We start from the raw sequence: 23,495 nt of genomic DNA, 5'->3' as shown, positions 1-23,495 counted from the left end.
TAAAGGCTTTAGACAGAGCCTTTTAATCATTCGAAGCTTTTGCCCGGCCTGCAAGAAGAACAAAATAGCACAACAGCCCGAACAAGCAGGAAATAAATAAAGCATGTGCCAAGGCAAGATAAAGATTTAAATCAGACAAGATCACGGATATGCCGGATAACGCTTGGAGAAGAATGAGAATGAAAGCAAGAATCCAACCCCAATACATCACTTTTTGATCTTTATAATGTTTTATCGCATGAATAGTGGCAACCGCAATCCAAATAAACAGCAAGCCTGCTGCAAAGCGGTGGCCCATTTGCACCCATTCATGGACGGTTTGCGGGAACAAGCGATTTTCGCTGCAAAAAGGAATGCTTGGACAAGCTAGACTTGCGCCTTTATGCCGAACATATGCACCTGTGTAAATGACAATATAACTGTAAGTAATAATGCCATAAATATGAAATCGCATTTTTTTCCCAATGACAGCATTATCTGCGTCAAATTTTTTATCAACTTCAAAAATCAGCAGAGTAAGCAGCAAAACAGCTGCAAATGAAATGAGGGAAATTCCAAAATGAAGTGCAAGAACGGCATCGGATTGCCCCCATACGACAGCTGCAGCACCGATTAGCGCCTGCAAAACAATAAAAAAGATGGCCAGAAAACAAAGCAGCTTTGTTTCTTTTTTATGCCCGATCGCTTTCCAAGCCCAAATAACAAGACATAAAACAAGGATTCCTGCAATTCCGCTCACAAGTCGGTGTGAAAGTTCAATGATTGTTTCTAATGTCAAAGGGTCTGGAAGAACTTTTCCGTGGCAAAGCGGCCAAGACCGGCCGCATCCTTGAGATGATCCTGTTTTTGTTACGAGTGCTCCGCCAATTAAAACGAATAGCATGACGATTGTTGTCACGACGCCAAGCCATTTTAATAAATAGTGCATGTCTCATTCACCTTCTAACATCTTTAATAAGTTTAAAAAGCCGAAAGAAACTCCATAATGGGTATAGAAACATCAAACTTCGAAACAAATAGTTTCTTGTAGAATCAGAAAAAGCTTGAATATTCAAAAGGAGTTTGCTAGAAATATTATGGGGAAGGCATTTTGCCGAAACGTTCGACCAACTATTATTATAATCGGAAAATATTTTATTTTTAACCGCTTCACAATTTCGACAAACTTTATTCGCGAAATGTACACAAAAAATTGACGAATTATGGTTTAATACTATATGAATGCTTTTTTGTCTCGTGTTTTTTTTATATGATAGAGGCAAACGCTAAATGGTCTCAGATAGGAGGCCGTCCCAGAGGAGGTCATTCAATTGGGTAATACAAGGGGCGAAGTTGTTTTAAACGATCGGCAAGAAATTGAAGTGGCAACTTCCGCTTGGAAAGATTTTTTATCATTAATTAAAATCGGAATCGTCAACTCCAATTTAATCACCACTTTTACCGGAATATGGTTGGCATTATATTTCAGCGGTAAAAGTTTTCTTGAAAATATAGATATTGTTGTGTTTACATTGCTTGGAACAGCAGCTATTATTGCTGGATCTTGCGCAATCAACAATTTTTATGACAGAGATATTGACCATGTAATGGAAAGAACAAGATTACGCCCAACCGTAACGGGCCGTATAAGCTCGTTTCAAGTATTGCTGCTGGGGACCGGCTTCATTTCCATTGGAACGATTTTGCTTCTAATGGTTTCTGTTTCCGCAGCCGTCATTGGTTTGTTAGGCGTGTTTTCCTACATAGTGCTATACACGATGTGGACAAAACGCCAATATACGATCAATACGGTAGTCGGCAGCATCGCTGGAGCTGTTCCGCCGCTGATTGGATGGGCTGCAGTTGATGATTTAAATATCATTGCATGGATTTTATTTCTAATCATGTTTATTTGGCAGCCGCCTCATTTCTTGGCACTTGCGATGAAGCGTTCGGAAGAATACCGTAAAGCTGGAATTCCGATGCTTCCAGTTGTTCATGGCTTTGAGGTGACGAAAAGACAAATCATTGTTTGGGTTGCCTGCTTGCTGCCCCTTCCTTTTTATTTGTTTAGCCTAGGAATTGGCTTCATCGTTTTGGCTACTGTATTGAATATTATTTGGTTGATTTTGTCATTAATTGGACTGAAAATGAAAAATGATTTAAAATGGTCTAAGTGGATGTTTATCTATTCAATTAACTATTTAACCATTTTGTTTGTGGCTATGGTTGCCTTTTCAATAATTTAACGTTCGGTAGTAATTCTTTCTAGATAAGAATTTATTCATAGAAGGAATTCTTCATTTTTTCTTTATGAACAGGATTTAACAAAGAAAGAGGGGTTTGATTTAGCGATGAAAAAGCTGAAATGGCGTCTTTTGTTACTACTTTCAGTCATGACGCTCGTATTGTCAGGCTGCGGCGAACCGTTTATTTCCACGCTGATTCCAGCTGGAGAAGTTGCCGATGAACAATTTTCGCTCATGATGTTGAGTACGGCAATCATGGTGATTGTTGTTGCAGTCGTAACGATTATTTTTATTTATGTCTTAATGAAATTCCGCCGGAAAGGAAGCGATAAAATTCCGGTACAAGTGGAAGGAAGCCATAAGCTTGAAATCATTTGGACTGTTATTCCTATATTATTGCTGATTGTATTGGCAGTTCCGGTAGTTGCTTCCACCTTTAATTTGGCGGATACCGATCCAATGAAAAAAGCGTTGGCAGATGATAAAAATGGAGGAAAAGATCCTCTTGTTGTCAATGTAAGAGCAAGTTTGTATTGGTGGGAATTTGAATATCCTGGCTATGGAGTCATTACAAGCCAAGATTTAGTCTTGCCGACTGATGAAAAAGTTTATTTTAACTTAAAAGCATCAGATGTGAAGCACTCATTCTGGATTCCTCCAGTTGGTGGTAAAATCGATACAAACACAGATAATGAGAACCAGTTCTGGTTAAAAATTGATTCAAAACGTGCAAAGGAAGCTGGAAACATTTTTTACGGGAAATGTGCTGAATTATGCGGACCATCTCACGCGTTGATGGACTTTAAAGTGAAGGCGGTTTCCCGAGATGAATTTAATTCTTGGATTAATAAAATGAAAAATTTCAAAGCTGAAACTGTTGCTCAAACAGCGTCTGCAAAACAGGGAGAACAAGTGTTCAAAGATAAAGGCTGTATCGGCTGCCATGCAGTATCACCAGCTGATAACCGACCTGAACAAGCACGTACGGCACCTAACTTAGCGAACTTTGCTGATCGTGAACGAGTAGCCGGCATCTTGGAGCACAATGAAGAAAACATTAAAAACTGGTTGAAAGATCCTGAAAAATATAAACCTGGCAACACAATGACAGGCACATACGGTAAGTTGACTGAAGAAGAACTTCAAGCATTAACAGATTATTTACAAAGCCTATCAGTTGAAAAGTAATGCTCACTAATTATAAAAGGGAGGTTACATCGTGAGTACGTTAGCTCGGAAAAAAGGGTTCTGGCCAACGGTTTGGGACTATTTGACAACTGTTGACCATAAAAAGATTGCCATCCTTTATTTAATCGCTGGAGGACTCTTTTTTGTAATTGGTGGAATTGAAGCGCTTTTGATGCGTATTCAATTGGCCATTCCAGAAAATGACTTTGTCAGTGCAGGTACGTTTAACGAATTGATGACAATGCACGGTACAACGATGATATTTTTAGCAGCTACGCCGTTATTGTTTGCATATATGAACGCAGTTGTTCCACTCCAAATTGGGGCTCGTGACGTTGCGTTTCCGTTTTTGAATTCTTTAGGCTTTTGGTTGTTTTTCTTTGGCGGTGTTTTCTTAAATTTAAGCTGGTTTTTAGGCGGGGCACCTGATGCTGGCTGGACGGCATACGCATCAGTGGCCTTGAATTCTCCTGGACATGGAGTAGACTTTTATATACTTGGCTTGCAAATTTCCGGTATAGGAACATTGATCGCCGGGATCAACTTTATTGTTACGATTATTAATATGCGTGCTCCCGGAATGACATACATGCGGATGCCATTGTTTACATGGACTACATTTGTGTCGTCATCGCTCATTTTGTTTGCGTTTCCTCCGCTAACTGTTGGAATTGCGCTTTTAATGTTTGACCGTTTATTTGGCGGGAACTTTTTCAATCCGGCTTTAGGCGGGAATACGATCATTTATGAACATATTTTCTGGATTTTTGGGCACCCTGAAGTTTACATTTTAGTTTTGCCGGCATTCGGAATTTTTTCGGAAATTATTCCAACTTTTGCTCGGAAAAGATTGTTTGGGTATACATCAATGGTGTTTGCAACAGTATTGATCGGATTTTTAGGATTCATGGTGTGGGCGCACCACATGTTTACAACAGGTCTTGGTCCGATTGCCAATGCGATTTTTGCGGTTGCAACTATGACAATTGGTGTGCCGACAGGAATTAAAGTGTTTAACTGGCTCTTTACGATGTGGGGCGGAAGCATCCGCTTTACGACACCGATGCTTTATGCAGTCGGCTTTATTCCTTCGTTTGTTATGGGTGGTGTGACTGGAGTCATGCTCGCTGCTGCTCCAGCCGATTATCAATACCATGATACTTACTTTGTTGTTGCACACTTCCACTACGTAATCGTTGGTGGTATCGTATTTGCTATTTTAGCTGCTGCCCATTATTGGTGGCCAAAAATGTTTGGAAAAATGTTAAATGAGACGCTTGGTAAAATAACATTTGTATTATTTTTCATCGGTTTCCATTTAACGTTCTTTATCCAGCATTTCCTTGGTTTAATGGGAATGCCGCGCCGCGTGTTCACATTCTTATCAGGCCAAGGCTTTGACACTGGAAACTTGATCAGTACAATAGGTGCGGTTCTGATGGGGGTAGCAGTAGTCGTTCTCTTGATCAATGTTGTGGTTACTTCTGTGAAGGGAGAAAAAGTAGGTGCAGATCCTTGGGAAGATGGACGTTCACTAGAGTGGGCAGTCGCATCACCTCCACCTGAATACAACTTTAAACAAACTCCGCTTGTTCGAGGATTAGATCCTTTATGGATTGAAAAAATGGAGGGCAAAAAAGGCTTAACACCTGCTGAACCGCTAAGTGATATTCATATGCCGAACTCTTCAATCTTGCCGTTTTTTATTTCATTAGGCTTATTCATTGCCGCTTTCGGCCTCATGTACCACAATGACTATTCGTGGGGTGTGCCGGTTGCGATTATCGGCTTTATCATTACGTTCGGTACGATGTTTTTACGCTCGGTTATTGATGACCACGGATACCATATTCATAAAGAGGATCTTTTAAAAGATGATAATGGGGGGGTTCGGGCATAATGCAAGTAGAAGAAAAATTAACGGCTGAAACGTTTCCTGAGCAGCCAGAAAAGGCCACCCTCGAAGGGAAAAATAAGTTTATAGGTTTTTGGGTTTTCTTAGGCGGCGAAACTGTGTTGTTTGCCACGTTGTTTGCTACGTTTCTTGCGTTGAGAAATTCCACCGCTGGTGGAGCCTCAACGCAGGAGCTCTTTGATATCAAATTAGTATTTGTAGCGACAATGCTCTTATTAACAAGCAGTTTGACAAGTGTCTATGCAATTTATCATATGAAAAACTTTCAATTTGGCAAAATGCAGTTCTGGTTTGGTGTCACCGTATTATTAGGTCTTGCATTCTTAATTTTGGAAATTTATGAATTTAACCATTATATGCATGAATATGAATTTAAGTTGACAAGCAGTGCGCTTGGTTCAGCCTTTTACACATTGGTAGGAACGCACGGTGCGCACGTTGCCTTCGGGCTTCTCTGGATCACAACGCTGATGATTCGAAATGCAAAACGCGGATTAAACTTATACAACGCTCCTAAATATTACGTCGCAAGCCTTTATTGGCACTTTATCGACGTTGTTTGGGTATTTATATTCACAGTTGTATACTTAATGGGAATGGTGGGATAACGATGGTGAGTGAAAATTCTCGTAACCCAAAAGTTGATTTAGCGTTTCGCCGCAAAAAAAATGCGGAAGAAATGAAGCACCAAGTCGTTTCATTTGCGTTAATGATCTTTTTAACGATTGTAGCTTTTATTACAGTAGGATATGATGGAATCGACGAATGGTTGAAAGTTCCATTTATTGTACTGCTTGCATGCATTCAAGTCATTTTCCAGCTGTATTATTTCATGCATATGAATCATAAAGGACATGAAGGACCACAATTTTTCATATGGTCAGGTATTTTTGTCACATTTTTGACGGTTCTTGCCTTTATGACAATTGTCTGGTGGTAAAATACTCTTTATGGAAGCAATCAGTTTTAACTGGTTGCTTCTTTTTGTGCGCCCGGCATGGGTGTAATCTATAGGGTGAAAGTCCCGAGCTGCGAAGGCAGAAGTAGCAGTTAGCTTAACGCAAGGGTGTCCGTGGTGACGCGGAATCTGAAGGAAGCGAGCGGCAAACTTCCGGTCTGAGGAACACGAACTTCATATGAGGCTAGGTATCACTGGGTGAGTTTGCAAGACAAAACAAAGCCCTTTCTGCCGAAGGTGATACAGAGTAAATGAAGCAGATGGATGGAAGGAAAGATTACACTCTTACCCGGGGAGGTCTGGCTGGCACGCCAAGTAACCTTGGTAACCTATCTAGTGATAGATAGCTGAACCGTCAGAAGTCAGCAGAGGTCATAGTATTAGTTGGTCTAGAACAACTAAGAAGGACCGAACAATTAAGAGAGAATAGCCCTTGGCATTCAGTGAGTCATGATGAACACAGAAAACGTAGTACCTCACTTGAGGGAGGAAGCGGTGAATCCCGTGGGAGATCTCTTGGAGGGTGGAGTGACCACTGGCATAAAGAGAACAGCTATTCACGGAAGTTATAAAGACTTGCGTCAATTATCTTAATTGAACCGCCGTATACGGAACCGTACGTACGGTGGTGTGAGAGGACGGGAGTTAATCGCTCCCTCCTACTCGATTGTGCGCCCGGCATGTATATGAACTATAGGGTGTAAGTCCCGAACCCCGAAGACAGAAGTAGAGGTTAGCCAAGAGCAAGGGTGTCCGTGGTGACGCGGAATCTGAAGGAAGCTGGAGGCAAAACACCGGTCCGAGGAACACGAACCTCATATAAGGCTAGGTATGATTGAGTGAGTTTGCAAAACAAAACAAAGCTCTTTCTGTCGAAGGTCATATCGAGTAAATGAGGCGGATAGATGGTGTGAAAGTGCATGTACTTACCCGGGGAGGTCTGGTGGATATGTGAAGTACGCTTCATAACCTACTTAGTGATAAGTAGCTGAACCGTCAGAAGTCAGCAGAGGTCATAGTATTAGTTGGTCTAGAACAACTAAGAAGGACCGAACAATTAAGAGAGAATAGCCCTTGGCATTCAGTGAGTCATGATGAACACAGAAAACGTAGTACCTCACTTGAGGGAGGAAGCGGTGAATCCCGTGGGAGACCTCTTGGAGGGTGGAGTGACCACTGGCATAAAGAGAACAGCTATTCACGGAAGTTATGAAAACTTGCGTCAATTATCTTAATTGAACCGCCGTATACGGAACCGTACGTACGGTGGTGTGAGAGGACGGGAGTTAATCGCTCCCTCCTACTCGATTAAAGGCAATATAAATCTGCTTGCTGAAAGAAATGCAAATTCATAGAACGTTCATTGAAAAAAGAAAAGGAAAGCATGTATAATGAAATGGAATCGACTAGATCGATGATTGAAAGGATTGATTCAGTTGAGTTTAGATATATTTGGCTTTCGCGCTATGTGGAGTCCGCTGTTTTTTATATTTTGTGTTATTTTAATTGTGCTTTACTTATTATTAACCGATTCGCTTCGTCACTATTTTAAAAATTCTGAACCGGTCAGCCTAAAACAAAAATTAGTGTTTATATTGGCAATCGTTCTCCTTTATGTCAGCAAAGGAAGCCCGCTTGATTTGCTCGGGCACATTACATTTACAGGGCATATGGCTTCAATGGCAATTTTGTTTTTAATCGTAGCACCGCTTTTGATTATCGGCGTTCCTGAATGGTTATGGAAGGCTGTTATGGAAAAGCCGGTCATAAAACCTGTTGTAAAATTTTTCACTAAACCGATATTGGCTATGATTTTGTTTAATTTATTTTTTTCCTTGTATCATGTGCCGTTTATTTTCGATACATTAAAATCAAATTATATTTATCATGAGGCGGCTACTACTTTTATTTTCGTTTTTGCCTTTTTTATGTATTGGCCATTGATTGGAAAAAGTCCAAATTGGCATCCAATTGGGGGTCTGAAAAAAATTGCCTACATTTTAGGAAACAGCGTTTTAATCACACCAGCCTGCGGTTTAATCATTTTTGCAGGTGCGCCGCTGTTTGAAACATATTCGAATCCGGAGGCGTGGGTAAAGACTTTAAGCTTATGTGTTCCTTCTGATACGTTGGCTGGGTTGTCTTTGTCAGGCCCGCAAATGTTTAGCGGAATGCCGCTGCTTGAGGATCAGCAGCTTGGCGGCATTATTATGAAAGTGATCCAAGAGCTTGTGTACGGAACATTTTTAGCTCATGTATTTTTTGAATGGGCGAAAAAAGAAAGAGAAAAAGACGACATCGATGTGCAAAATTTGTCTCCTGAACCAAATAAATAAAAAAAAACTGCAGGTTATTTGCCTGCAGTTTTTCAAACAGTTAAGCTTTCAATCGCTTCTTTTGCCCGCTTTAACAGTTTTTCGCTCGACTCAACGATGACAGCTGGAAAATGTTCATCCTCTCCATATTCGACACCATGAGGATAATAATGTTTCCCTAATATTGGAGTTAGCAATTTAATAAGTGCGTAGCGGCCTCCCACATCGCCTTCAATACAATATCCTTGTACTCTTAAATAAAAAACATCGCCCTTATGCTCAAATTTCTTGTCAAACGTCACACGGTCATAATCCCATTGGCCGGCAAGGATAAAACCTAATTCTGACAACGCATCCTTAAGGTGAGACAATTCCACCGTCAGCCCTTCCAGGCCGATTTGTTCAAATTTCATATGTATTTCCCTCCTAAGCGCTTCGAACAAAAAATTGATTTCTCTCTACTGTTTAATAATAGTATGAATAATTAAAACATGCAATGTTATATATATAGCATTTACACAATGTTCAAATAAAATTCGGTATTCAAATGGAGAGCGAATAAAGAAAATCGAAATTTCCCATAATAGATCAAAAAGCATAAGAGGTGTCCTCATTGAAAAAGGTAAAGGAAATTATGTCAACAAATTGTATTTTTTGCACACCGTTAGATAATGTGTTTGAAGCGGCTGTGAAAATGAAAGAGTCAAATGCTGATGCCGTTTTAATCGTTGAAAATGATCAATTAGCAGGAATCATAACCGATCGTGATCTTGTGACAAAAGGAATTGCAGAAAAACGTCCTGGTTCTACGAAAATTACGGATGTAATGAACGACGATGTTGTTACGATCACTCCTGATGCATCAGCAGAAGACGCAGCTGAGATGCTTGCAGCTCATCATATTCATCATTTGCCGGTTGTTGAGGATGGAAAGGTTGTTGGCATTATAACAGAACGTTGTTTTACATGATGAGAAGACAAAAACTACACCATTAAAAATGAGAGAAGTGAATTTTTCATGAAATGTTTGCAAAATTTCCCCATTTTTGATTAAAATGACTTAAAACAGAATATATAAGAAACAAAGAAAGAAGAGGGGAATTGAACTGAAAAGAGTTACAAGAATTATATTGATATTTGTAATTATTACATTAACATATATCGTATATGTCACCTTTCAAAAGGAACCAGTACTGCTTCCGGAACGGCAAAATTTTCAAGAGAAAACGGACAAAGAAATAAAAGTGGGGGAAGGAGTTATCTCATTTGTCGGAAGATCTTCCAAAGAAGTACTAAAAACTTTTGGCAAACCTGATCGGATTGATCCATCAAGATACGATTATGAATGGTGGATATACCGAGATGATTTGCAGCAATACAAGCAATTCGGTGTTTTAAACGGAAAGGTCGTTACAGTTTTTGCTATTGGAAAAGAAGTAAATGTAGATCCGTTTCAAATTGGCCAGCCGTCTACCCAAGTATTTCATATTGTCGCTCCCAATTCATTTGTCACAGCAGATATTGGTTTAAACTCATATCGGTTCGAGCTGTCGGAAGATGACCTGAATGTCAGGCCGACAGTCCGTTTGAATGATGATCTTTATGTTCAGTTGTATATGGATAAATTCACTGGAACGTTATCGAGCATTAGAGCTTTTGATGTTCAAACATTAGTAAAACAGCGTCCATATGAAGTTGTATATAGAGGCGAGCTTTTAGCGGCAGAGCCTATAACAGAGGAAGAGCAGCGGAAAATTGAGTACGGGGAAGAACAACAAATTGTTGACATAACGAATGTAATTCGAACAATAAATGGTTTAAGTCCTCTTAAGCAGGAAGAAAGCACAGCGAAAGTCGCCTATTCTCACAGCAAGGAAATGAGTGAAAAAGGATATTTTTCTCACGTTTCGCCTAATAGAGGCTCTCTTTCCGATCGTTTGACATCTGCTGGGGTTCATTTTGAAATGGCTGGTGAAAATATTGCGCATGGATATATGGATGGAATTGACGCGGTCGAAGGCTGGTTGAATAGTGAAGGACACCGAAAAACGCTTCTTGATGAACGGTTCACACATATAGGGGTAGGAGTGTATGAAAAATTTTATACGCAAAATTTTATTGCAAAGCGGGCCAAATGAGGAGGCTCGCTTTTTCATTTTATCACCAATTTTTCCGTTATCGATATATTAAATATAAGAAAAACGTTTATGAGGTGATCGCATGAAAACAAAATCGTTATCAAAACTCGAATTGTTTAAACAATTTATTAAAAAACATCCAAAATTAATAGAAGAAGTCCGCAAAGAAAAGAAAACATGGAAGGAGATTTATGAAGATTGGCAGCTTTTAGGTGAGGAAGATCCTTTGTGGAATAAATACCGATCAAACAGTATGAAAAGCCGTAAACATCAACAAGGTGATTTTCTGAAAAATATTTTACAAACTTTTCAGCATTTAGATGTGGAGACGGTAAACGAACATTTATATAAAATGAATGATGCGATTTCAACCATTCAAAATCTTTTAAAAGAGATCGAGAGCAGCCGCAAATCAGATCCAAATCATTCGCATCCCTTATCGTTTAGAAAGGATTAATAACGATGAGAAAGGACTTGTATTTATATATTCAACAAAATCCCCTTTTAAAGCAATACATTCGCGAAAAGCCATATTGGTACCGCACCTTGACTAGACATCCTGAATTTCTTGAGAAAATGGAAATTAGCATGGCAAATGACTATTATCTAACTCTGCCGCATAAAATAGAAAAATTTTCGAATTCTATTCAAATGATGTCGATGATGCTGGCGATGCTGCAAGCATTTCGCGAAAATTAACGGTTCAAATGTGTTTGTACGAAAGTAATCATTTTTCCTAATGGAATGAAAAAAACGGGTTTTTGTTTGTATTCCGCATTCAGCAGCTTCCGAATTTGTGAATGACGCGTCAGCGTCTTTTTTATTTTTAAGCACATGTTTTTACATAAAGTGTTGAAAATATATGAAAAAGGAGGCATCAATGATTATGCAAATGAAATGGCTCGCAATGCTGACGCTTCTCACGATTATGGCGGCTTGTTCCCCAGAAAAACCGGTACCGGAAGGAAATAAAAAAGACAGCATCGTTCCGACAGAAATTCATGAATCCGACAGAAATGCCATTGAAACGATGAACAGCCAAATAAGAAAATTTCAAGTTCGTCATCATGTAGAAGGAAACAACGTTTATGTAGAATGCTATGTGCCTGATTTTACATTTAACGGTGAACGGAACACGAAAAAAGAAGGAGAAGGTCATATCGTATTATATATTGATGGAAAGAAAAAAAGTGATATTTATTCTGCTGCATTTATTATAAAAGGATTGTCTAAAGGGCGGCACACAATCAACCTGGAATTAGTATATAATGATTCAACCAGCTATCAATTGAAAAAAGAATGGATTGTAAATATATGAGAAACGCAGGCGTTGTAAATAAGATGATGTTCGTGCTACAATCAATATTGGAGGTGTGATCTTAATGGTTACGTCAATGGAAAGCGTTCTGCTTTTAGATGAAGCGGAAGCTTTAGCAAAAATGATAACAGAATCAGAACTTGCGATCGAATATCGGCGTTCATTATATAATTTGCAAAATGATCAAGAAGCTCAAACAATCATTCAAAAATTTGTCAAAATAAAAGAGCAATACGAGGATGTCATGAGATTTGGCAAATATCATCCTGATTATAATCGAATTAAAAGCGAAATGAGGGAAATTAAAAGAGAACTTGATTTAAATGATAAAGTCGCTGCATTTAAAAAAGCGGAAAAAGAAATTCAAAAACTTCTCGATGAAATCAGCATGTATATCGGACGAGCTGTTTCAACAGCCATTAAAGTTCCGACTGGAAACCCTTATTTTGAAATGATGCCTAGCTGTGGATGCGCATCAGGCGGAGCATGCGGCTGTTCAGCTTAAACGGGTTTAGAAGCAAAGGAAAAGGAGAATCGGGATGTTTGAAAAAAGACAGGGAATTATTGTTTGGCTGCATTCTTTAAAATATGTAAAAAGTTTGCGGAAATTTGGAAACATTCATTATGTTTCAAAAAAAATGAAATATGTTGTTCTTTATTGTGATAGAGAACAAATAGACGAAATAATGGACACCATTGCATCATTTTCTTTCGTAAAAAGGGTCGAACCTTCTTACAGGCCGCTTTTAAAAATTGAATTTGAATCAAAAGTGGATAAAGCAAAAGAATATGATTATAAAATTGGATTATAAATAGGACAGCCGAGAATTTAGGCTGTCCTACTATTGTAAAGAAGGTATGTATCGGTTCATCCGCAATATGCCGATTAAATGCTGGTAATACAATTCAACATCAGAAAATTGGTCTGAAGGCTTTACAACAAGCTCGATCAGCTCATGACCATATGTTTCGGCAGCCTGTTGAAAAAGTTCAAATCGTTTGTTCGTTTTTTTCTGCGGATTTGGGATCCCTTCCCGGCAAATATAAAGAGGCTGGAAATCACCTATCTCCGTCGGTTTTAACACAATGACGAACGAACAAACCTCTTTTCCATTTTTTACTGTATAAAGGACTAGAAAGTGCGAAATCCGGTCTTGATTTCTTTTTGCGATTTCCAATAATTCGTATATATCTGAATATCCTTCTCCTAGTTCAATAAATCGCTGGATCATTTTTATCCTTCCTCCAATGGGTATTTGGTTGCTAAATTCATAAGCTAAATGTATTGCGCTTTTGTCCGTAAATAAATGTATCATGAAAATGGAAGAATTGAAAGAATAAAAAAAAGCCTGCAGATTGGATCTGCAGGATCCTTCCTAGCTTTGAAGCAAAATCTTCAAAGCAGAAGGGAAAGGGAGAGGAGAAACCGGAGGAAGAACTTATGGGGAAACGTAAGTCTTCTCCGCGGTTGGCAACAACACCATCACAACTGATGTTGTCACTTTCATTATGGTCAATTGGCAAAAAATTATACTCGCTTCTGCAAAAAAACAGCTGTCAAATTTAATTGATGATCTTACATTTTCTATGTTAATATTATTCCGAGCCAAAAGGAATTTTGTCAAGTTGTGGTGAATGGTATGAGAGTGGTTTCCGGTGCATTAAAAGGACGAGCATTAAAATCGGTTCCTGGAAAGACGACAAGACCGACGACAGATAAAGTAAAAGAAGCAATATTTAACATGATCGGACCATATTTTGAAGGGGGACTTGCTTTAGATTTGTTTGCCGGCAGCGGCAGTCTTGGAATAGAAGCTTTATCAAGAGGGATAGAATGCTCTATTTTTATTGATAAAGATATGAAAGCGATTCAAACGATTCGAGAGAATTTAGAAAATTTAAAGTTAAACGACTGTTCTGAAGTATATCGCACCAGCGCTGATCAAGCGTTAAAAGCTGTCAGCAAACGCGGGCTGAAGTTTCGGATCATATTTCTGGATCCGCCTTATAAAAAACAAAAATTAGAATCTATTCTAAAGGTAATTCATGAGCAGTCTTTATTGTCAACGGATGGTGTCGTTGTGTGCGAGCATAGCTATGAAGTAACATTGCCAGACCAAGTTTTATCACTTGCAAAAACGAAGTCTGAGAGATATGGTATAACAAGTGTATCTTTGTATCAAAATGTTTGAAGTCGGATGGGGGTATTTATTTTGGCAAGCATTGCAGTCTGTCCGGGAAGCTTTGATCCCGTTACATATGGACATTTAGACATCATAAAGCGGGGGGCAAATGTATTTGAAAAAGTGTATGTTTGCGTTTTAAACAATTCTTCAAAAAAGCCGCTATTTACTGTAGAAGAAAGATGTGAGCTGCTGAGAAAGGTAACGGGCAACTTACCGAACGTATACATTGAATCCTTTCAAGGGCTGCTCGTTGATTATGCGAGAAGCAAAAATGCGAACGCTATATTGAGAGGCCTTCGGGCTGTTTCTGATTTTGAATATGAAATGCAAATCACATCAGTGAACAGAGTGCTGGATGAAAATATAGAAACTTTTTTTATGATGACAAACAATCAGTATTCGTTTTTAAGTTCAAGTATTGTTAAAGAAGTCGCTAAATACGGCGGAAAAGTTTCTGAGCTTGTACCGTATGAAGTGGAAGAAGCATTAAAGAAAAAATATGAGCATATGTATAAAAAATAATTTTTTGAGGTTCGGAAAATTTTGGTTTCCGAACCTTTTCTTATGTTCCACTTTTATTTCTTAAACGAAAGTAGTAAATCAAAATATACACAATGAGCGTGCAAATCGTGATAACGGGGCCGACTTTGGAAAGGAGCAGCCAATACTCCGTGAGAAAGCTTGGAGTTTTTTCAAATATAAATGCCGGTGCATAACCTTCATTCTTTGACAATAGATCGATATATAAAGGCTTGAATAAGATCAAAGCAGAGAGGCTTGAAAAAATCCCTTGCATAATGCGGGCGAAGAAAAAAGGCTTAAAGCGGATGTCTGTTTCTGCTAAAATGCTTGCCACTTGTGCTTGAACGGAGAAGCCGCTGAATGCCAATATAAAGCTTGTGATGATCACCTTATCCAGCATGGCGGCTTGTGCCTGGCTTGTAAGCTGGCTGCCTAATGTTATTTCAAACAGTCCGGAAAAAAACGGAACGGAAAGCTCAGTCGGTATATGAACAAGAATAAACAAAGACGATATGAAAGTTGCTGCTATGTCCGCCACATGAACGATGCTTAAAATTTGATTTAATACCGAAAACAAAATGATAAAGCCCCCGATGACGAGCAGCGTTTGGACAGAATTGAGAACGGCATCCCCGAGCATTTTTCCAAGAGGTTTTTCATTTTGCATTCTCATTTCGTGCATAAGCTGAAACGCTTTTTTAAATGATGGCTTCGAATGTACTGTTTCCTTTTGCGGCTTTTTTTCATCTTTTCCCCAAAATCTCATCGTTAGCCCGACGAAAACATTTCCTAAATAATGCGAAACGGCCAGCAGCAATCCGAGATTTTTATCTTGAAAAAAACCTATTGACACAGCTCCGAAAATAAATAGCGGATTTGAAGAGTTGGAAAAAGACACAAGCCTTTCCGCTTCATGTCTTGAGATCTGGTTTTCTTGTCTTAATCTTGCAGTTAATTTTGCCCCGGCGGGGAATCCGGAAGCCATCCCCATTGCCCAAACGAATCCCCCTGCTCCTGGAACTTTAAAAACGGGCCGCATAAGCGGTTCTAAAAACACGCCGATAAAACGGACCACACCGATTGATATAAGAATTTCCGAGACAATAAAAAAAGGCAGCAAGGAAGGAAAAACAATGTTCCACCACATATGTAATCCCCGCTTTGATGCCTCAAGTGAGGCGTCAGGAAAAAAAATAATCGCGCAGGTGATAAAGAAAATAACGGTTGCGTATAAAGCAGTTTTAATTTTTGCCTCTTTCAATTGTTATGCCCCCTATTGAAAACTGCACACGTATAAGCTGACATGATAGAATGAATAAGAGGTTTTCGTACAACCTATAATTCAATATACGTGAATAGGGTGGCATTTTAGACCATATGATGAATAACAAATTCATGAAAGGGGGCTCCGTTTATGCCGAAACATCCAACAATTGGTGTGGCGTTAGGTTCCGGGGGAGCTAGAGGGTTTGCTCATCTGGGAGTTTTGAAAGTGTTGAAGCAGCATGAAATACCGATTGATATGATTTCCGGTTCGAGCATGGGGGCCCTTGTAGGAAGCTTTTATGCCTCAGGCTTAACTGTTGATCAAATGTATAAATTGGCGGCAGCATTTAAACGAAAATATTTTATCGATGTGACCGTTCCAAAAATGGGGTTTATTCAAGGAGACCGCATTAAACAGTTAATTCGAATTTTTACCCGAAATCAAAATATAGAAGATTTGCCGATTCCTTTAGCGGTCGTTGCAACCGATTTAAATGAAGGGAAAAAAGTTGTTTTTCGAAAAGGTCCTGTTGCGGATGCCGTTCGGGCAAGCATTTCGATTCCGGGAATTTTTGTTCCTTTTTCTTATAACGGCTCGTTATTAGTTGACGGAGGAGTGATTGAACGGGTTCCCGTTTCAGCGGTGAAAGAAATGGGGGCTGATATCGTAATAGCGGTCGATGTATCACATGTCAAAAAAGAAGCTCGCATTCAGTCCATTTTTGATGTCATTATGCGGAGTTTAGACATTATGCAAAATGAGTTAGCGCAGCATCGAATAACATCAGATGTAGTGATCTGCCCGCGTGTTGAACATTTTCACAGCGGAGCGTTTACGAAAATTGATGAAATTATTAAACTCGGTGAAGAGGAAGCAACGAAACATATTGATGAGATCAAGAATAAGATCAACCAATGGAAGGAGACCAATCATGAAAAGTAAACGCATTATTATTTCTCTTATCATCAGCATCATTGTCGCACTCTCCGGTTCCTTCATCAAGCTCCCTTATTATATTACAAAACCGGGATTGGTCAATGATTTATCCAATATGATTCATGTTGAAAACGGATATAAGGAAGAGGGCAGCTTTTCGTTAACAACAGTCCGTTTCGGGAGAGCAACATTATTTACGTATTTATGGGCGAAAATGCAGAATGATTATGAGATTATGCCGATTCAACATGTCCGCCAAGAAGATGAATCTGATGAGGAATATATAAAACGTCAAATACATATAATGGAAGCTTCACAAAAAGCTGCGATTACCATCGCCTATAAAGAAGCCGGCAAAAAAATTACTATTCAAAATAATAGCGTTACAGTATTGGAGGTTATGAAAGAAGTACCGGCAAGGGGAAAATTAAAAGTTGGCGACCGAATCGTCGAAGCCGATGGAATGAAAATAAAAACTTCAGAGCAATTCACTGATTATTTAAAAGGGAAGAAAAAAGGCGATCATATATCATTAAAAATAAACAGAGATGGAAAAATAATTGAAACATCAGTAGAACTTGTCCAAATTCCTGGTTATCCTAATAAAACGGGTCTCGGTGTTGGCGTCGTGACGGATAAAAAATTGACGACTTCACCAGGTATTACTATCAATACAAAAGACATCGGCGGTCCTTCAGCAGGTCTGATGATGGCTCTTGAAATTTACGATCAGCTGACGAAAACGGATTTAACAAAAGGATTAGATATTGCTGGAACAGGAACGATTAATGAAAAAGGGGAGATAGGTCCGATCGGCGGCATTTCACAAAAAGTGATAGCAGCAGACCGTGCTGGGATTGATATATTTTTTGCCCCTAACGAAAACGGCAAGAGAGGCTCCGATTATGAAGAAGCGCTGAAGACACGAGACTCCATTCATTCTGATATGAAAATCATACCGGTGGATACATTTGATGATGCCGTCCATTATTTAGAAACAATGAGGACTTCCGGTTAAGGAAGCCCGTAACGTATAGGAGGCATTGTATACTCGAGCTTCATAAACTCGGTTGCGGCAGGTTCGTTGAGGATGAGCGCATAAACATTTGTCGCTCTGAGATCCATTTCCAATACATCTGAAGAATAGGACGAAACTTTAGAAATAAGCGGCAGCTCCAACTGTTTTTTAACAGCTTGCAAATAGCTTTGCCCCCGCCCTGACATTCCGAGCAAACGAATATACGGGGCTTTTTTCGTTTTTAATATGCTCGCCATTTCTTCTTTTTTCGTATTGGTCAAAAGATAGGTGCATAATCTTTGCAATCTTGTCCATGTGTATCTTTTCGTTTTCAAGAGAGATAGAAACTGGTGGAATGATGCAGCCCTTTTAATATGGTGAACAACGCGGTGTTCCAAGCCTTCGTCCATTTCATATATTTCTTTTAATTCTGTTAAAGTTTTGGACAATATAGAATATTTTAAAAATGGAAAGTAAAGCTCCCAATCGTGAAAGGCTGAATAAGTTTGTTTATAATTCAGTAAAATGCGAAACGAACTTTCCGGAACATAATGTTTCATGGAAGACAAGTTTTGTTCATGAACAATGTTTTTTCGGATGCTTGTTGCGCTGGCAATGCTCGGGTGATGGTATGATTCATCATGGTAGCCGGCGCCAATTCTCTCGATTGTAAGAGGCTTCATCGAGCTTTTTTGTTGAACAATGGCTTTGACATATTGAAATCCTAATATATTGTTCGGTTTGCTTAAATCTAATAGCGTTTTTTCCCCGGAAGCAATTTTTTGAAAAGCAATGGAAACGGCCTTTGGATAACTGTTGCCTTTCGAAAGCGCTGTTTTCAAAAGATGAACGAAATCATCGCTTCTTTTCTCCAGCAGTTCATATGTTTCAAGAAAAGCGTCAATTTTTCCGACCTCGCTTCCGAAACATAGTGAATCACAGCCAAGCGCATCTAAAATCGACACGGCGCCGCTGGCGAAAATTTCTGCGCTTTGCGTTGAAAAGGCAAACGGAAGTTCAAAAACTAAATCTGCGCCGCCTGCTAGAGCCATTTCTGTTCTCGCCCATTTTGAGACGAGTGCCGGCTCTCCCCTTTGCAAGAAATGACCGCTCATCACTGCAATGACAATATCAGCATTTGCTTTCTTCTTTGATTCGGCTAGATGGTGTAAATGACCGTTATGAAATGGGTTATATTCTACAACAATTCCGACCGCCTTCAACTCCATCACCTTCTTTTTCAATTCATCAATATATTTGTGCAATAATGCCTATATTATAGTGTAAAGGAAAAATATTGACAAATACTTATTTGAAAGCTATAATAACCTTTGTTGTCTTGAGGTGATATATGTTGAAATGGTCTGTTCATCAATTATATAAACTGCAGAAAAAAGGCTTACAAATCAATGAAGATGTCGATCTATATGATCTTGTCCAAAATCATCCTGATTTGCGGGAGATAACTCCTGTTCATGTTCAAGGACATGCAGATATAAGCTCTATGAAAGTCATCTTTCATTTAACAATTACTGGCGAAATGACGCTTCCTTGCGCAAGAACACTTGTTGATGTTAAATATCCATTTGAAATCCGCACATCGGAAACGTTTTTGTTTAGCTCCGACGAGTATGAAACGAGTGAGCAAACACATGTTGTTCAAGGAGAAGTCATTGATTTAATGCCAATCATTCATGAGCTTGTCCTTTTAGAAATTCCGCTTCAAGTGTTTAGTGATGAAGAGGAAAACAAGCAGGAAGCAGCACCTCAAGAAGGAAAGTTTTGGAAGTTAATAAATGAGGAAGAACAACAAAACAAAATTGACCCAAGATTAGCTAGCTTAGCTAAGTTATTGGATAAGAAAGAAAATGATTCTTAAAGCATTGCTCTGTAAGGAGGTGGGAAAAATGGCAGTACCTTTTAGAAGAACATCCAAAACGAAAAAAAGATTGCGCCGTACACATTTTAAATTACAAGTTCCAGGTATGGTAGAATGTCCAAACTGCGGAGAAATGAAGCTGGCGCACCGCGTATGCAAATCTTGCGGAACATACAAAGGCAGAGAAGTAGTAAACAAATAATGAAAAGTGACCATACCCATGTCAAGTAGACAATTTAGCTGCGGCCTTTTCTCGATATTCAGTCGGGGAAAGGCCGTTACATTTTGTGAAAGCAAATGCGGCTTAAGATCTGCTTGAACGGCTTGATCGTTTTGGACTTTCTGTATTAAAGCGCGAGAAAAAGCTTTTCAATACATACATATTTTTTCTCCTGGCACAAAGGCTTCCTTGAATCTTTGAAAATTTCTTAATCCATTCTGCAATCTGTGCATCCTCTTTATTCCTAAGGCTCCATGAAGCTGCCGAGAAAACGATCCTTCCTCTAATGTTAAGCGAACGACTTCACGAATATGAGTAGAAGATTTGTCCTTTTAGCATAAATCTCCTCCAAGCTAGACTCTAAAAAATATCCTCTTTTTTGACAGCCAGCCTGCTGGCGGAATGGGAAAAGATGTGAAGAAAATGTCGAATGCCGAATTAGAACAACCGCTTCTTCCAAATTTACTAATGCATCTCTCAATTCTCCCTCGATTTTCAAAAAAAAACTTTTTAGGAAGCAGAAGAAATGTCAATGAAAGAAGCACATTCTTTTTCCTTTCAACTAAAACTGTGCTTCTATCGTTTCTATTACAGGCATATATATTATTAAAAATTGCATGAAATAGTTGAGATGAGGCAAAAAGCTCGCATCACAAAATTTAGAAAAGAGAATGGAAGCAACAATTGATTTGTTACATCTCATTCTATTTTTAAAAAATCATTTTTAAGAAAAAGTCAAATCAAAACGGAGGGATGAACAAATGGCGGTGACACGGCAAGATGCATGGACAGAGGATGAAGATCTGCTCTTGAAAGAAATTGTTTTGCAGCATATTCGCGAAGGCGGAACACAACTAAAGGCTTTTGAGATCGTTGCGGAGAAACTTTCAAGAACGGCTGCTGCATGCGGTTTTCGCTGGAATTCATATTTGCGAAAAAAATATGAAACAGACATTGAACTTGCGAAACAGGAACGTAAAAAATTTAGACAGCAAAAAGAAAAGAAAAATTCCGAAAAAAAGCTGCTTCATTATGAGGAAGCAGGTGGAAGATCGGAAATCACTATCGATGATGTGATTGCTTTTTTAAAGTCTACACAGCACCAACCGGTGAACAATCGGTTGGAAGAAGAAAATAAAAGCTTGCGTGAAAAAATCTCTTTTCTAGAACAAAAAGTAGAAGAATTTAAAAACGAAAATGAACAATTACATGAACAATTGAAAAAGATTGAAAATGAATTTTACGCTTTTATTAAAATGATGGAAAAAGTGAGGGAACGAGCAGGATTGAAAGAAGAGGCGGAGGAAGAAAAAATGAAACATAAAAAAAGACCGTTTCAGTTCGGTCAGGAATGAAAAAAGGGAGATTCTAAAAATAGATGAAACCGACAAAGCGTGCCGGTTTCATCAACTATCGACTTCTGACTTTGAAAAAGACGCTGCCAGCGTCTTTTTTTAATGAGCGCCCTTTTCTTTGACAGTGACACCGTTAGGATACCAAACGAGAGGATTTTCTCCACGATCTCGTTTCATATCATACTTTACAGGGACAAAGCCCATCTTTTCCCAAAAGCCAGCCGATTTCATACGCGGATTTGTTTTTATAGGCAAGCCGAACGATTTGGCAAAATCAACCAGCGCTTTTCCATACCCTTTTCTTTGGTATTCAGGAAGCACTTCCAATTTCCATAACTCAAGATAGTCCTGTTTTGGCTCAAAATATTGATCATATTTTTTATCCACCCGATATAAACTCATCCGGGCAATTAATTTGTCTCCGTAGTAAATCCCGTAAAAGGGCGAATCGCTGTTATTTTCGATAATATTTGCTTCTAAATCCTCCAGCATGGATAATTCTTGTAAACCGTATTCTTTAAATTTTTTAAATTCCTCTAAAGTTTTATAATTGACTAATAATTTTTCCACTTTTACCATGGCGAATCTCCCCCAATTGCCGCTATAATGATAGACGCCTTTTCACTCACATTATACTAAACATAAAGAGAAAATAACATTGAAAAAATAATAAAAAAGCAAATATAATCAAATTTTTAATTATATTCAGGAAAAAGAAGAATTTTTAGTTTTTGTTTGTTATGATACATATGAGAGAGGTGGAGAACTTGAAGATCGGTGTAATTGGCGGAGGAGCTGTAGGCTTGTTAATATCGGCATACCTTAGCCGAAAACATGACATTACCCTTTATACAAAGACGGAAGAGCAGGCAATTTCGGTAAGGACAGAAGGGATACATGTCATAGGCCCGAACCCTTGGACTGCATATGTAAAATCACGTGCAGATGTATTATATAAAGAAGAAATATTAATTATTGCTGTCAAGCAATATAGTCTGCCGTCATTATTTGGAAATCTAAAGCAATTGCCGCCGAAAAAGATTGTATTTGTTCAAAACGGCATAACTCATATCGGCAGAATGAAAGAGCTTGCCCAACATGAATTGTATATAGGTGTTGTAGAGCACGGCGCCTTAAAAAAATCCCCCAATACCGTTCACCATACTGGTATTGGGAACATTCGCATCAGCCCGTATGACGGCGGTGGGGCGCGGGAATTTATTGATCAGTTAAATACGTCTGATCCTTTATTTTTGATACAATATGAAGAGGATTGGGAGCCGGTTGTATTGAAAAAATTGGCCGCAAATGCAGTTATTAATCCATTAACTGCCTTATTTCGAATGCCGAATGGCCACATCGTCAGCAATCCTTATGTTGCAAAGCTTGCCAAAAAGCTATTTCACGAAGTATGTGATGTTCTTGAAATAAATGATAAGGATGATTTATGGGAATATATTGAAAGTATTGCAATAAAGACAAAAAACAATCGTTCATCAATGCTGTCGGATATTGAACATCATAAAAAAACAGAAATTGATTCAATATTAGGGGATCTCATTCAAAAAGGGAAAGAAAAGGGTGCTCATACTTGTACAATGGAATTTTTGTACAATGCGATTAAAGGGTTGGAAAACCGGGAGGAACGTTGATGGGAATTGTTATAGGAATCATCGCCTTTTTTGTGACGTTTCCATTGGCCGCGTGGCTGCTGTTTTTGGTTCTTTTTCGTGTTTTATTAAAGAGTAAGAAAAAATCTTTCCTTTTGAGCGTTGATGTGGCTGCTGTATTTTTTGCCGTTTCATTTTGGATCAAGCTTTCTGTTATTTGGCATCATCAATCGTTTTTATGGCTGCTTTGTTTATATTTGCTGCTTTTTTTGGCGACAGCTGGACTTCAATTCGTATTCACTGACGAGATCAAATGGATGAAAGCATTGAAAATGATGTGGAGAAGCTCTTTTTTAATATTTTTTCTGCTGTCTGAGAGCATGGCGATCATCGGGGTGTTTATGTACATAATGAATCAAATGTGAATAAATAAAAGCAAATT

At 38.8% G+C, this 23,495-nt stretch carries 28 protein-coding genes; 22 read left to right on the top strand and 6 right to left on the bottom strand.

Translation table 11 applies throughout. From position 1 onward, the window contains the following. Positions 1-22 precede the first annotated feature (22 nt). Complete coding sequence (locus NSS70_RS12890; RefSeq protein WP_094246107.1) at positions 23-928, bottom strand: COX15/CtaA family protein; 906 nt, start codon at positions 926-928, stop codon at positions 23-25. Between the two features lie 427 nt (positions 929-1,355). On the opposite strand from NSS70_RS12890, the gene cyoE reads away from it, so the two are divergent. From cyoE to ctaG, 6 genes are all read left to right on the top strand, one after another. Continuing rightward, a complete protein-coding gene (gene cyoE / locus NSS70_RS12885; RefSeq protein WP_339195788.1) occupies positions 1,356-2,228 on the top strand; it encodes a heme o synthase in 873 nt (290 codons plus the stop codon). Between the two features lie 105 nt (positions 2,229-2,333). After that, positions 2,334-3,416, top strand: coding sequence for a cytochrome c oxidase subunit II (coxB, locus tag NSS70_RS12880; RefSeq protein WP_130156230.1), 1,083 nt, complete (start codon positions 2,334-2,336; stop codon positions 3,414-3,416). A 31-nt stretch (positions 3,417-3,447) separates the two neighbouring features. After that, a complete protein-coding gene (ctaD, locus tag NSS70_RS12875; protein WP_327856253.1) occupies positions 3,448-5,316 on the top strand; it encodes a cytochrome c oxidase subunit I in 1,869 nt (622 codons plus the stop codon). After that, positions 5,316-5,939, top strand: coding sequence for a cytochrome c oxidase subunit III (gene ctaE / locus NSS70_RS12870; protein ID WP_339196679.1), 624 nt, complete (start codon positions 5,316-5,318; stop codon positions 5,937-5,939). The genes ctaD and ctaE overlap by 1 nt, the downstream gene beginning before the upstream one ends. Positions 5,940-5,941: 2 nt before the next feature. Further along, positions 5,942-6,271, top strand: coding sequence for a cytochrome c oxidase subunit IVB (gene ctaF, locus NSS70_RS12865; RefSeq protein WP_063388526.1), 330 nt, complete (start codon positions 5,942-5,944; stop codon positions 6,269-6,271). A gap of 1,454 nt (positions 6,272-7,725) precedes the next feature. Beyond that, complete coding sequence (ctaG, locus tag NSS70_RS12860; RefSeq protein WP_063388525.1) at positions 7,726-8,625, top strand: cytochrome c oxidase assembly factor CtaG; 900 nt, start codon at positions 7,726-7,728, stop codon at positions 8,623-8,625. Between the two features lie 32 nt (positions 8,626-8,657). Here ctaG and NSS70_RS12855 read toward each other — a convergent pair whose 3' ends face one another. Then, positions 8,658-9,017, bottom strand: coding sequence for a YugN family protein (locus NSS70_RS12855; protein ID WP_063388524.1), 360 nt, complete (start codon positions 9,015-9,017; stop codon positions 8,658-8,660). Between the two features lie 200 nt (positions 9,018-9,217). Here NSS70_RS12855 and NSS70_RS12850 point away from each other — a divergent pair, with 200 nt between their 5' ends. The 7 genes from NSS70_RS12850 (at position 9,218) to NSS70_RS12820 (ending at position 12,872) form a co-directional block, all read left to right on the top strand. Continuing rightward, positions 9,218-9,574 (top strand): CBS domain-containing protein, encoded by a 357-nt coding sequence (locus NSS70_RS12850; protein WP_094246106.1) that lies wholly within the window; start codon positions 9,218-9,220, stop codon positions 9,572-9,574. Between the two features lie 136 nt (positions 9,575-9,710). Further along, positions 9,711-10,742, top strand: a complete 1,032-nt coding sequence (locus tag NSS70_RS12845; protein ID WP_340882526.1) for a CAP domain-containing protein — start codon at positions 9,711-9,713, stop codon at positions 10,740-10,742. Positions 10,743-10,824: 82 nt separating this feature from the next. Beyond that, positions 10,825-11,199, top strand: coding sequence for a YlbD family protein (locus NSS70_RS12840; RefSeq protein WP_063388521.1), 375 nt, complete (start codon positions 10,825-10,827; stop codon positions 11,197-11,199). A gap of 5 nt (positions 11,200-11,204) precedes the next feature. Then, positions 11,205-11,441, top strand: coding sequence for a YlbE-like family protein (locus NSS70_RS12835; RefSeq protein ID WP_063388520.1), 237 nt, complete (start codon positions 11,205-11,207; stop codon positions 11,439-11,441). Between the two features lie 181 nt (positions 11,442-11,622). After that, a complete protein-coding gene (locus tag NSS70_RS12830; protein WP_339192981.1) occupies positions 11,623-12,060 on the top strand; it encodes a hypothetical protein in 438 nt (145 codons plus the stop codon). Between the two features lie 64 nt (positions 12,061-12,124). Further along, on the top strand, positions 12,125-12,565 hold the full coding sequence (locus tag NSS70_RS12825; RefSeq protein WP_063388518.1) for a YlbF family regulator: 441 nt from the start codon (positions 12,125-12,127) through the stop codon (positions 12,563-12,565). Between the two features lie 34 nt (positions 12,566-12,599). Continuing rightward, the gene (locus NSS70_RS12820; protein ID WP_063388517.1) at positions 12,600-12,872 is read left to right on the top strand and encodes a YlbG family protein; all 273 of its coding nucleotides are present in this window, start codon (positions 12,600-12,602) and stop codon (positions 12,870-12,872) included. A 30-nt stretch (positions 12,873-12,902) separates the two neighbouring features. Here NSS70_RS12820 and NSS70_RS12815 read toward each other — a convergent pair whose 3' ends face one another. Next, positions 12,903-13,292 carry a DUF7147 family protein gene (locus NSS70_RS12815; protein ID WP_130156241.1) on the bottom strand — a complete coding sequence of 130 codons (390 nt, stop codon included), beginning with the start codon at positions 13,290-13,292 and terminating at the stop codon, positions 12,903-12,905. A 408-nt stretch (positions 13,293-13,700) separates the two neighbouring features. Here NSS70_RS12815 and rsmD point away from each other — a divergent pair, with 408 nt between their 5' ends. Both rsmD and coaD read left to right on the top strand, forming a co-directional pair. Continuing rightward, positions 13,701-14,252, top strand: coding sequence for a 16S rRNA (guanine(966)-N(2))-methyltransferase RsmD (gene rsmD / locus NSS70_RS12810; protein ID WP_066251986.1), 552 nt, complete (start codon positions 13,701-13,703; stop codon positions 14,250-14,252). A 21-nt stretch (positions 14,253-14,273) separates the two neighbouring features. Beyond that, positions 14,274-14,768 carry a pantetheine-phosphate adenylyltransferase gene (gene coaD, locus NSS70_RS12805; RefSeq protein ID WP_063388514.1) on the top strand — a complete coding sequence of 165 codons (495 nt, stop codon included), beginning with the start codon at positions 14,274-14,276 and terminating at the stop codon, positions 14,766-14,768. 40 nt (positions 14,769-14,808) lie between these two features. Here the strand turns inward: coaD and ylbJ are convergent, their stop codons facing one another. Continuing rightward, the gene (gene ylbJ / locus NSS70_RS12800) at positions 14,809-16,029 is read right to left on the bottom strand and encodes a sporulation integral membrane protein YlbJ (protein WP_133309190.1); all 1,221 of its coding nucleotides are present in this window, start codon (positions 16,027-16,029) and stop codon (positions 14,809-14,811) included. A gap of 153 nt (positions 16,030-16,182) precedes the next feature. Between ylbJ and NSS70_RS12795 the strand changes: the two genes are divergently transcribed. Together NSS70_RS12795 and NSS70_RS12790 are read left to right on the top strand one after the other, a co-directional pair. Further along, positions 16,183-16,977, top strand: coding sequence for a patatin-like phospholipase family protein (locus NSS70_RS12795; RefSeq protein WP_340881744.1), 795 nt, complete (start codon positions 16,183-16,185; stop codon positions 16,975-16,977). Further along, positions 16,967-17,989 (top strand): SepM family pheromone-processing serine protease, encoded by a 1,023-nt coding sequence (locus NSS70_RS12790; RefSeq protein WP_340881742.1) that lies wholly within the window; start codon positions 16,967-16,969, stop codon positions 17,987-17,989. Before NSS70_RS12795 ends, NSS70_RS12790 begins: the two co-directional genes overlap by 11 nt. Here NSS70_RS12790 and NSS70_RS12785 read toward each other — a convergent pair. Continuing rightward, positions 17,986-19,212, bottom strand: a complete 1,227-nt coding sequence (locus NSS70_RS12785; RefSeq protein ID WP_066251837.1) for a nucleotidyltransferase — start codon at positions 19,210-19,212, stop codon at positions 17,986-17,988. The genes NSS70_RS12790 and NSS70_RS12785 overlap by 4 nt on opposite strands. A gap of 131 nt (positions 19,213-19,343) precedes the next feature. Here NSS70_RS12785 and NSS70_RS12780 point away from each other — a divergent pair, with 131 nt between their 5' ends. The 3 genes from NSS70_RS12780 to NSS70_RS12770 all read left to right on the top strand — a co-directional run bounded on the left by NSS70_RS12780 (position 19,344) and on the right by NSS70_RS12770 (position 21,443). Continuing rightward, positions 19,344-19,868, top strand: coding sequence for a YceD family protein (locus NSS70_RS12780; protein WP_311067354.1), 525 nt, complete (start codon positions 19,344-19,346; stop codon positions 19,866-19,868). A 28-nt stretch (positions 19,869-19,896) separates the two neighbouring features. Beyond that, positions 19,897-20,070, top strand: coding sequence for a 50S ribosomal protein L32 (rpmF, locus tag NSS70_RS12775; RefSeq protein WP_063388509.1), 174 nt, complete (start codon positions 19,897-19,899; stop codon positions 20,068-20,070). 779 nt (positions 20,071-20,849) lie between these two features. After that, positions 20,850-21,443 carry an RsfA family transcriptional regulator gene (locus NSS70_RS12770; protein ID WP_066251829.1) on the top strand — a complete coding sequence of 198 codons (594 nt, stop codon included), beginning with the start codon at positions 20,850-20,852 and terminating at the stop codon, positions 21,441-21,443. 99 nt (positions 21,444-21,542) lie between these two features. On the opposite strand, the gene NSS70_RS12765 is transcribed toward NSS70_RS12770, so the two are convergent. Beyond that, positions 21,543-22,022 (bottom strand): N-acetyltransferase, encoded by a 480-nt coding sequence (locus tag NSS70_RS12765; RefSeq protein WP_063388507.1) that lies wholly within the window; start codon positions 22,020-22,022, stop codon positions 21,543-21,545. A gap of 188 nt (positions 22,023-22,210) precedes the next feature. Here NSS70_RS12765 and NSS70_RS12760 point away from each other — a divergent pair, with 188 nt between their 5' ends. Beyond that, complete coding sequence (locus NSS70_RS12760; RefSeq protein WP_327847745.1) at positions 22,211-23,095, top strand: 2-dehydropantoate 2-reductase; 885 nt, start codon at positions 22,211-22,213, stop codon at positions 23,093-23,095. Then, positions 23,095-23,478: a DUF3397 family protein gene (locus NSS70_RS12755; RefSeq protein ID WP_063388505.1), complete on the top strand. Its 384-nt coding sequence runs from the start codon at positions 23,095-23,097 to the stop codon at positions 23,476-23,478. Before NSS70_RS12760 ends, NSS70_RS12755 begins: the two co-directional genes overlap by 1 nt. Positions 23,479-23,495 lie beyond the last annotated feature (17 nt).

Source organism: Aeribacillus sp. FSL K6-2848 (assembly GCF_038004325.1).
Taxonomy (GTDB): domain Bacteria; phylum Bacillota; class Bacilli; order Bacillales; family Aeribacillaceae; genus Aeribacillus; species Aeribacillus composti.
The sequence above is the reverse complement of the archived record's forward strand: the minus strand, read 5'-3'. Positions and strand labels throughout refer to the sequence as shown.

Bases quoted from the DNA above. Each gene is read 5' to 3' on its own strand.
- ctaF (WP_063388526.1), top strand. From the start codon at position 5,942: ATGGTGAGTGAAAATTCTCGTAACCCAAAAGTTGATTTAGCGTTTCGC.
- ctaE (WP_339196679.1), top strand. From the start codon at position 5,316: ATGCAAGTAGAAGAAAAATTAACGGCTGAAACGTTTCCTGAGCAGCCA.
- NSS70_RS12795 (WP_340881744.1), top strand. From the start codon at position 16,183: ATGCCGAAACATCCAACAATTGGTGTGGCGTTAGGTTCCGGGGGAGCT.
- NSS70_RS12830 (WP_339192981.1), top strand. From the start codon at position 11,623: ATGATTATGCAAATGAAATGGCTCGCAATGCTGACGCTTCTCACGATT.
- NSS70_RS12840 (WP_063388521.1), top strand. From the start codon at position 10,825: ATGAAAACAAAATCGTTATCAAAACTCGAATTGTTTAAACAATTTATT.
- NSS70_RS12770 (WP_066251829.1), top strand. From the start codon at position 20,850: ATGGCGGTGACACGGCAAGATGCATGGACAGAGGATGAAGATCTGCTC.
- rpmF (WP_063388509.1), top strand. From the start codon at position 19,897: ATGGCAGTACCTTTTAGAAGAACATCCAAAACGAAAAAAAGATTGCGC.
- NSS70_RS12855 (WP_063388524.1), bottom strand. From the start codon at position 9,017: ATGAAATTTGAACAAATCGGCCTGGAAGGGCTGACGGTGGAATTGTCT.
- NSS70_RS12825 (WP_063388518.1), top strand. From the start codon at position 12,125: ATGGTTACGTCAATGGAAAGCGTTCTGCTTTTAGATGAAGCGGAAGCT.
- rsmD (WP_066251986.1), top strand. From the start codon at position 13,701: ATGAGAGTGGTTTCCGGTGCATTAAAAGGACGAGCATTAAAATCGGTT.
- NSS70_RS12790 (WP_340881742.1), top strand. From the start codon at position 16,967: ATGAAAAGTAAACGCATTATTATTTCTCTTATCATCAGCATCATTGTC.
- NSS70_RS12820 (WP_063388517.1), top strand. From the start codon at position 12,600: ATGTTTGAAAAAAGACAGGGAATTATTGTTTGGCTGCATTCTTTAAAA.
- NSS70_RS12765 (WP_063388507.1), bottom strand. From the start codon at position 22,022: ATGGTAAAAGTGGAAAAATTATTAGTCAATTATAAAACTTTAGAGGAA.
- coxB (WP_130156230.1), top strand. From the start codon at position 2,334: ATGAAAAAGCTGAAATGGCGTCTTTTGTTACTACTTTCAGTCATGACG.
- NSS70_RS12815 (WP_130156241.1), bottom strand. From the start codon at position 13,292: ATGATCCAGCGATTTATTGAACTAGGAGAAGGATATTCAGATATATAC.
- NSS70_RS12755 (WP_063388505.1), top strand. From the start codon at position 23,095: ATGGGAATTGTTATAGGAATCATCGCCTTTTTTGTGACGTTTCCATTG.
- NSS70_RS12835 (WP_063388520.1), top strand. From the start codon at position 11,205: ATGAGAAAGGACTTGTATTTATATATTCAACAAAATCCCCTTTTAAAG.
- NSS70_RS12890 (WP_094246107.1), bottom strand. From the start codon at position 928: ATGCACTATTTATTAAAATGGCTTGGCGTCGTGACAACAATCGTCATG.